5 protein-coding genes are annotated in these 7,712 nt (G+C 41.0%); all 5 read right to left on the reverse strand.

Annotated elements, in window-relative coordinates; translation table 11 throughout:
• Positions 1-50 precede the first annotated feature (50 nt).
• Positions 51-1,535 carry an aldehyde dehydrogenase family protein gene (locus QZ334_RS05720; RefSeq protein ID WP_295232650.1) on the reverse strand — a complete coding sequence of 495 codons (1,485 nt, stop codon included), beginning with the start codon at positions 1,533-1,535 and terminating at the stop codon, positions 51-53.
• A gap of 238 nt (positions 1,536-1,773) precedes the next feature.
• Positions 1,774-4,053: a Tex family protein gene (locus QZ334_RS05725; RefSeq protein ID WP_295232653.1), complete on the reverse strand. Its 2,280-nt coding sequence runs from the start codon at positions 4,051-4,053 to the stop codon at positions 1,774-1,776.
• On the reverse strand, positions 4,050-4,544 hold the full coding sequence (locus QZ334_RS05730) for a dihydrofolate reductase (RefSeq protein WP_009351009.1): 495 nt from the start codon (positions 4,542-4,544) through the stop codon (positions 4,050-4,052). Before QZ334_RS05730 ends, QZ334_RS05725 begins: the two co-directional genes overlap by 4 nt.
• A gap of 131 nt (positions 4,545-4,675) precedes the next feature.
• The gene (locus QZ334_RS05735; RefSeq protein ID WP_105089645.1) at positions 4,676-5,467 is read right to left on the reverse strand and encodes a thymidylate synthase; all 792 of its coding nucleotides are present in this window, start codon (positions 5,465-5,467) and stop codon (positions 4,676-4,678) included.
• Between the two features lie 115 nt (positions 5,468-5,582).
• A complete protein-coding gene (gene recQ / locus QZ334_RS05740) occupies positions 5,583-7,376 on the reverse strand; it encodes a DNA helicase RecQ (protein WP_416376194.1) in 1,794 nt (597 codons plus the stop codon).
• Positions 7,377-7,712 lie beyond the last annotated feature (336 nt).

The raw sequence follows: 7,712 nt of genomic DNA on the forward strand, positions 1-7,712 counted from the left end.
CCTCTTACGAGGTGCCTCATTGTTATAGTTTATAGGAGAGTTGTATTTTATTAATCTAAATCGTAGAAACCAGATGGTTTATCACTCAAGTTAATAATGATATTTTTCATTTGAGTGTAGTGTTCAAGAATAACTTTGTGAGTTTCACGGCCTATACCAGATTGTTTGTAACCACCAAATGGTGCGCCTGCTGGGATGGAGTTATATGTATTTACCCACATACGACCTGTTTCGATTGCTCGAGCTACGCGGATTGCACGGTTGAGGTTTTGAGTAAATACGCCACCGCCAAGACCGTATAAGCTGTCATTAGCTTGTTCGATAACTTCTTCTTCGCTGTGGAACTTAATTACAACAGCTACAGGGCCGAAGATTTCTTCACGAGCTACGCGCATATCGTTTGTAGCGTCTACGATAAGTGTAGGTCTAATGAAGCAACCTTTACCAAGTTCGCCGTCAGTAACGCGTACACCACCAGCTGCAACGCGAGCGCCTTCTTCTTTAGCAAGTTCTACATAACTAAGTACTTTCTCAACTTGTGCTTCATAAATCAAAGAACCAAGTTGTGTAGATTCTTCCCAAGGCAAACCAACTTTTACTTTATCAAATAAAGCGGAAAGTTCAGCTACGAATTTATCGTAAATTGTATCTTGTACGAAGATACGGGAACCTGCGCAGCATACTTGACCTTGATTAAAGAGGATACCGAGCATTGCCCCATCAAGAGCTTGTTTCCAGTTTGCATCTTCAAAGAAGATATTCGCAGATTTACCACCTAATTCCAATGTAGCAGGAATCAAACGTTCAGATGCGGCTTTATATACATCAAGACCTACTTCTGTAGAGCCTGTGAAAGCAAGTTTACTGAAACCTGGATGATCAAGGATATATTGACCAGATTTAGAGCCTTTACCAGTTACGATGTTCACAACCCCTGGAGGCAAGATATCTTTTAAAATATCACCTAATACTAAAAGGCTAAGAGATGTATGGCTAGAAGGTTTAATTACAACTGTACAACCTGCTGCAAGAGCTGGTGCCAGTTTCCAAGCAGCCATTAAGAATGGGAAGTTCCAAGGCACGACTTGACCTACAACGCCAATCGGTTCACGAACGATGAGGCTCAATGTATTTTCGTCAAATACTTGTGCAGAGCCTTCTTCGGAACGAAGTACGCCTGCGAAGTAACGGAAATGGTCAGCACCAAGTGGAATATCTACGTTCAAAGTTTCACGGATTGGTTTACCATTGTCATATGTTTCAACTTGTGCCAAGTACTCTTTGTGAGCATCAATAGCATCAGCAATTTTTAACAAGTAATCAGCGCGATCTACTTGAGAAACAGTTTTCCAAGTTTTAAAAGCTTCTGTTGCAGCGTCTACTGCTTTATCAACATCGTCTTTCGTAGCCTCTGCACAAATAGCAAGTTGTTCGCCATTAGCAGGGTTATATACATTGAATTCAGCACCATCAGATGCCGGTACCCATTCATTATTAATTAAAAGTCCATATCTTTCTTTAAGGTTCAAGCTCATAGCATTACCTCCTATTTAGGAACATATATTGAGGAAGAGCTCCTCTGTAATTTCATCATACGCTTTATATTTAAAATTTTCAATCAGATATATAGTTTTCGATATATCCATTCCGCATTATTATAAATAGTTTTAAGTTATATAGAAAAACCGCACCCTCAAAATCCATAGAGAGTGCGGTTTTGTGTACAATGACTTTTAGTCAAGAGTATTTCTCAATAATATGATTCAATTGATACTAATTGTTTTGCCGACCACCATTGTTACGATTATTATTACGGTTATTGTTACGATTGTTATTTCGACGTTGTCCGTTGTTATTTCTGTTTCGGTTATTATCGTTATTCTTGGGCTTTTCTGGTTGTAATGCTTTTACAGATAAACCGATACGATTGCGTTTTACATCAACAGAAATAATTTGAGCTTCAATAATATCGCCTACAGCAAGCACATCAGATGGATGTTGACGGCTGTTACAAAGTTCGCTGCGATGCAAAAGACCATTAGTTTTAAGACCAAAGTCTACGAAGGCGCCAAAATCAACTACGTTGTGAACAGTACCTTTAACAACAGTACCAACTTGAATATCTTCAAGACTTACTACATGTTTTCTAGTAAGTGGTGCTGGCAAATCTTCACGAGGGTCACGACCTGGTTTTGCCAAAGCTGCTAAGATATCTCGTACAGTCGGTACACCCGCATCAAGTTTAGCAGCCATTTTTCCGGCATCTACAAGCGGTAATTTCACTTGTAACGCTTCCAGTTGCGCTTTATCTTGCAAATCTTTTAAGGTAAAGCCTAATTCACCAATAATGCGTTCTGCCAATTCATAGGACTCTGGATGAACAGATGTATTATCTAGTGGATTTTTACCATGTTGCAAGCGAAGGAAACCGGCACATTGTGTAAATGCCGCAGGACCTAAGCGAGGTACTTTCAACAATTCTTTACGGCTTTTAAATACACCATTCTCTTGACGATATGCAACGATATTTTTAGCCACCGTGCTCGAGATGCCTGCAATATGTTGCAAAATAGCAGGCGATGCCGTATTGAGCTCTACCCCAACGTGGTTAACTACAGTTTCAACGACTTGATCTAAAGTATGAGTCAATTGCTTTTGGTTTACGTCATGTTGGTATTGACCTACACCGATAGATTTAGGATCAATCTTAACAGACTCAGCCAATGGATCTTGTACACGCCGCGCAATGGATACGGCACCGCGTATGGTTACGTCTAAATCTGGTAATTCATCGATAGCCAATTTAGAAGCAGAGTAGACAGATGCGCCTGCTTCATTGGTGATGATGTAGTGGCAGTCTAATTTTTCCTCTTCAATCATGGTGGAAGCAAACTGCTCTGTTTCGTAGGATGCAGTACCATTACCAATAGATAAGAGAGTAACTTTGAACTTACGGATTTTATCAGCCAATACCTTTTGTGCTTCTTTGCGAAGCTTTTCACTATTCGTTAAATAGTAGGCACCGTAATCTAGCACATTACCTTGTTGGTCGATGATAGCCATCTTACAACCTGTACGGTAACCAGGGTCAAGGCCCATGATAACGTGCCCTGCCAAAGGTGGCTGCAATAATAGGTTTTTAAGGTTTACACCGAATACCTTGATAGCTTGCTCATCCGCATTTTCCGTCAACTCGTTGCGTATATCACGCTCTAGAGCAGGGAAAATTAGACGTTTATAAGCATCGGCTACTGCAGCCACTTTATAGTCGGCGAAGATGGATTTTGGATTTTTCTCTAACTTTTGCACCATGTACGCAACATACGTATCACCTGGTACAGTAAGGGCTAATTTCAAAGCCCCTAATTTTTCACCACGATTAACCGCCAAGATACGGTGAGACGGCATTTGACGAACTGGTTCAGCATATTCTGCGTATTGCAAGAACTGTTGTTGTACCTCTTCATCACCCGTCAACTCAGCTTGAATAAAGCCTTCGTTCCACATCTTTTTACGCAAATACGCACGGAAGTCTGCACTATCGCTAACAATTTCCGCTACGATATCAGAAGCACCTTGAATAGCATCCTCTGGTGTGGGCACCTCTTCCGTTACAAATTCTTTAGCAATCTCTAGGGGATCACCAGTGGTAACTGTATCGTTAAGGATCATTTCCGCTAACGGCTCCAACCCACGTTCACGGGCAATCATCGCACGTGTACGTTTCTTAGGACGATACGGCAAATACAAATCCTCTAACTCTTGAAGCTTTGTGGCTGCTTCTAAGGACTTCATCAAATCGTCGGTCATCTTTTCTTGCTCTGTAATAGATGCAATGATTTCTTGACGACGTGTTTCCAAGTTACGCAAGTATTTAATGCGTTCTTCAATGGTGCGCAATTGCTCATCTTGCAATTCGCCCGTTACTTCTTTACGGTAACGCGCAATAAATGGCACCGTATTACCTTCGTCCAATAATTCTACGGCAGCTTGCACCTGCTTTGGCTTAACATTTAATTCACTGCCAATAATGGCAAACATTCTTTCACTCATTTAGATGCCTTTCTGCGATAGGTTACAAAACGATGAGGATATTTGTTCTTTTCATCCACCGCGCCGTCTACAACGGATTCAATAGTGAAAGCCTCCTCTGGGAACTCTGGAAAAAATGCATCCCCTTCAAATTCGTGGTCTACTTCTGTAATGTACATCGTATCCACGTACGGCAAGAAAGCCTCGTATACTTGAGCACCGCCGATAACATAGGCTGCATCAAGAGCACGCGCTGCTTCTGCAGCCGCCTCAGGACTATGGAAAATCTTAACCCCTTCTGGTGCATCAAAGCCCTTATCACGGGTAATCACCCAGTGCTCACGATTTGGCAACAAGAACGGCAAACTTTCAAAGGTCTTACGGCCCATAATGATGACATGACCTGTAGTTTTCTCTTTAAAGAATTTCAAATCATTCGGCAAGTGCCAAATCAAGGTATTATCTTTACCGATTACACGATTATGTGCTACGGCTACGATTAATGCTAACATACTAGCCTCTTTCAATTAATGGTATATGGCAATATTCATACATAGGATTCCAATTCGCAATGGTCATGAACATAATACTATATCTACAGCCATACATATCATGCTATTTAACAATTATCATGAATTTAGTCCTATACAGCAACAGTCATGGACAATTTACCTAGATGTTCATACCCGTCTAATGTAACATCCTCTGGTGTGAAGTCATAGAAGTCTTTTACCTCGGGGTTCACAATAATTTTTGGAGCTGGCAACGCTTGATCGCGACGTGCTAATTGCTCGCGCAATGCTTCTACATGGTTTTCATAGACATGAGCATTGTTGATAACATGAGTAAATTTACCAGGTTTAAGGCCTGTTACTTGGGCAATCATGCATTGTAATGCTGCATATTGAGCTGTATTAAATGGAACGCCAAGGCCCATATCGCCACTGCGTTGAATGAGCATGCAGTTCAACTTGCCATCAGCTACGTCCCATAGTGTTTCATACGCACATGGTTGCAATGCCATATCATCTAAATCTTCAATATTCCACAATGTAACAATCATACGACGGCTATCAGGATCTTCCTTGATAGTCTTGATGAGATTATCAAGTTGCTTGTACTTTGCAATTTGGTAACCATAGGCCTTACCAATAGTGCCATCTTCACGCATCCACTCATCCCATACGCGTACGTTCATTTCTTGTAATTTGCGTACATCGTTAGATTGCATTTGCCAAATCCATAACAATTCTTTTACCGCCGTTTTGAAAGCTACAAATTTTGTAGTCAAAATTGGAAATTCCTCTTGCAAGTCGAATTGCATAATTTGATGTGGCAATTTATAGGTTGCAATACCTGTACGGTTTTGACCATACGTGCCATGTTCTAAAATATTTTCAATAATACCGAGGTATTGTGTATCTGCTAGACTCATATGTCCCCCTAAATCTATGTATACTACGTCGAATAATACTAACCTTATATCTTACAATATATAGTACTATCATACTAAAAAATACATAGTACTACCATATATACAGTAAAATTTATTATCCCTTATATTCTGCAATGGCCTGTAAAAAACTGAGGCCATATTTTTTCAATTTTGCTTCCCCTACACCTTTAACATTGCCAAATTCACCTAATGTTGTGGGTCGTAAATTGGCTAGGTCAATAAGTACTGTATCGGGGAAGATAAGATATGGTCGAAGCCCTGCCTCTTCGGCTAAGCGCTTGCGATGTTGTCGTAAATGTTCAAATAAACCACCCGGCCCAGAACTAGATTTTCCTCGTGATGTAGTAGCTGTAGACCGACTAGTTCGTGATGGTACAGACACATGTTGTCTGATTTCCTCCACCTCTTTATGTCCACTGAGGACCTCCTCAGCACCAGCCGTCAAGGATAGCACAGGATACTTACCTGAAGAGCTACGCAAATAACCAGAAGCTACAAACTGTTGGATGAGCCCTTTAATGGATTTCTCATCAACATTACTTAATAAACCAAATACAGGGAGTGCATCGTGGCCTGCCCGCATAATGCGGTCAGTTCGCTCACCGCGCACGATAGAGGTAATCATAGAGGCACCATAGCGCTCATCAGTGCCCATAATAGCACGGAAGATAGCCTTCGCCTCTTTCGTTACATTGACCTTATCACCGAAGCCTTTACAGGAGCTACAATTATCACAAGTAGTCCAAACGGTGCTTTCACCAAAATAGTTAAGCATATATTTACGTAAACAATTACTGCAGAAACAGTAATCAATCATAGACTGTAATTTACGGAGCTCCACCTCTTGTCGCTCAGGCGTCTCGATAGACTGTTCAATCAAATACTTATGAACCTGTACATCCTGCCCACTGTAGAGCAAAATACATTCAGCAGTAGCCCCATCACGACCTGCGCGGCCTGCCTCTTGATAGTAAGACTCCATGTTGCGCGGCATTTGATAGTGCAACACATAGCGTACATTACTCTTGTCGATGCCCATACCAAAGGCATTAGTAGCCACCATGACCTGCAGTTTATCATCTGCATAAGCATTTTGCATCTCACGGCGCACCTCATCATTAAGACCTCCATGATAATGGCCTACCTTAATGCCTGCACGGGTTAGATTTTCATACACTCGATCTACATCCTTACGCGTCGCACAATAGATAATACCATTTTCGTTGGCATGTTGGCGCACATAGTGAACCACATAATCCATGCGCTTTGGTGTACGGATAACAGAGAAGGATAAATTAGGCCGATCAAATCCCGTTACATACACATTTGCCTTGTCTAATCCTAATAGTTTTTTAATATCATTTTCTACATATTTCGTAGCCGTCGCCGTGAAAGCCCCTACAATAGGTCTTTTAGGCAGTGAGTTGAGCCACTCACCAATGAGGCGATAGGACGGTCTAAAGTCATGGCCCCACTCCGAGATACAATGAGCCTCATCCACGATGACTTGAGCTATAGGCAACGCTCGCAGCACATTACAGAAGAAATTAGACCCTAGTCGCTCCGGTGCAATATATAAGAGTTTAATCTTACCGCTACGCACTTCGTACATCGTTTTATTAAACTCCGCTTGCGTAAGTGTACTATTGATAAGTGCCGCTGGTATATTCTGTACTAACAGACCATCTACTTGGTCTTTCATAAGAGAAATCAGTGGAGAGAAGACAATAGTAAGGCCCACTTTACAGAGTGCAGGTATCTGAAAACAAATGGACTTGCCTGCCCCCGTCGGCATGATGCCAATTACATCTTCATTGCGTAATAAGGATGCAATCGGAGCCTCTTGAGCCGGTCTAAAGGAGGTATACCCAAAGTAAGTTTCTAACATGCGCAGTGCGTGTTGCTTTGTCACAACTGGTTGTTTAACGATTTCTTGTTTTGTCACAACTGGTTGTTTTAGATTGTCTTGTTTTGTTGTTCCCTGTTGATCCATGGGTACCTCCTTTCACATGTTATTTTTCCATTCTATTATTTTATCATATTTCGAGTATTTTCGGCTTTTTAGTATATACAATTTATAGGTTAACCGTCTAATGCCCAAGATGAAAGTATATGCTTAAAATCCGTATGAAAATCAATAAAATCTCACCAAATTTTTACACTCTAAAGTGCTAATATATGATACAATAAGAATTATTTATAATCTGTCTCTTATACACATCTG

This window comes from Veillonella sp., from assembly GCF_019414865.1.
Lineage (GTDB): Bacteria > Bacillota > Negativicutes > Veillonellales > Veillonellaceae > Veillonella.

Excerpts from the sequence above, each read along its gene's own strand:
- QZ334_RS05720 (WP_295232650.1), bottom strand. The coding sequence starts at position 1,535 with ATGAGCTTGAACCTTAAAGAAAGATATGGACTTTTAATTAATAATGAA.
- QZ334_RS05725 (WP_295232653.1), bottom strand. The coding sequence starts at position 4,053 with ATGAGTGAAAGAATGTTTGCCATTATTGGCAGTGAATTAAATGTTAAG.
- QZ334_RS05730 (WP_009351009.1), bottom strand. The coding sequence starts at position 4,544 with ATGTTAGCATTAATCGTAGCCGTAGCACATAATCGTGTAATCGGTAAA.
- QZ334_RS05735 (WP_105089645.1), bottom strand. The coding sequence starts at position 5,467 with ATGAGTCTAGCAGATACACAATACCTCGGTATTATTGAAAATATTTTA.
- recQ (WP_416376194.1), bottom strand. The coding sequence starts at position 7,376 with ATGTTAGAAACTTACTTTGGGTATACCTCCTTTAGACCGGCTCAAGAG.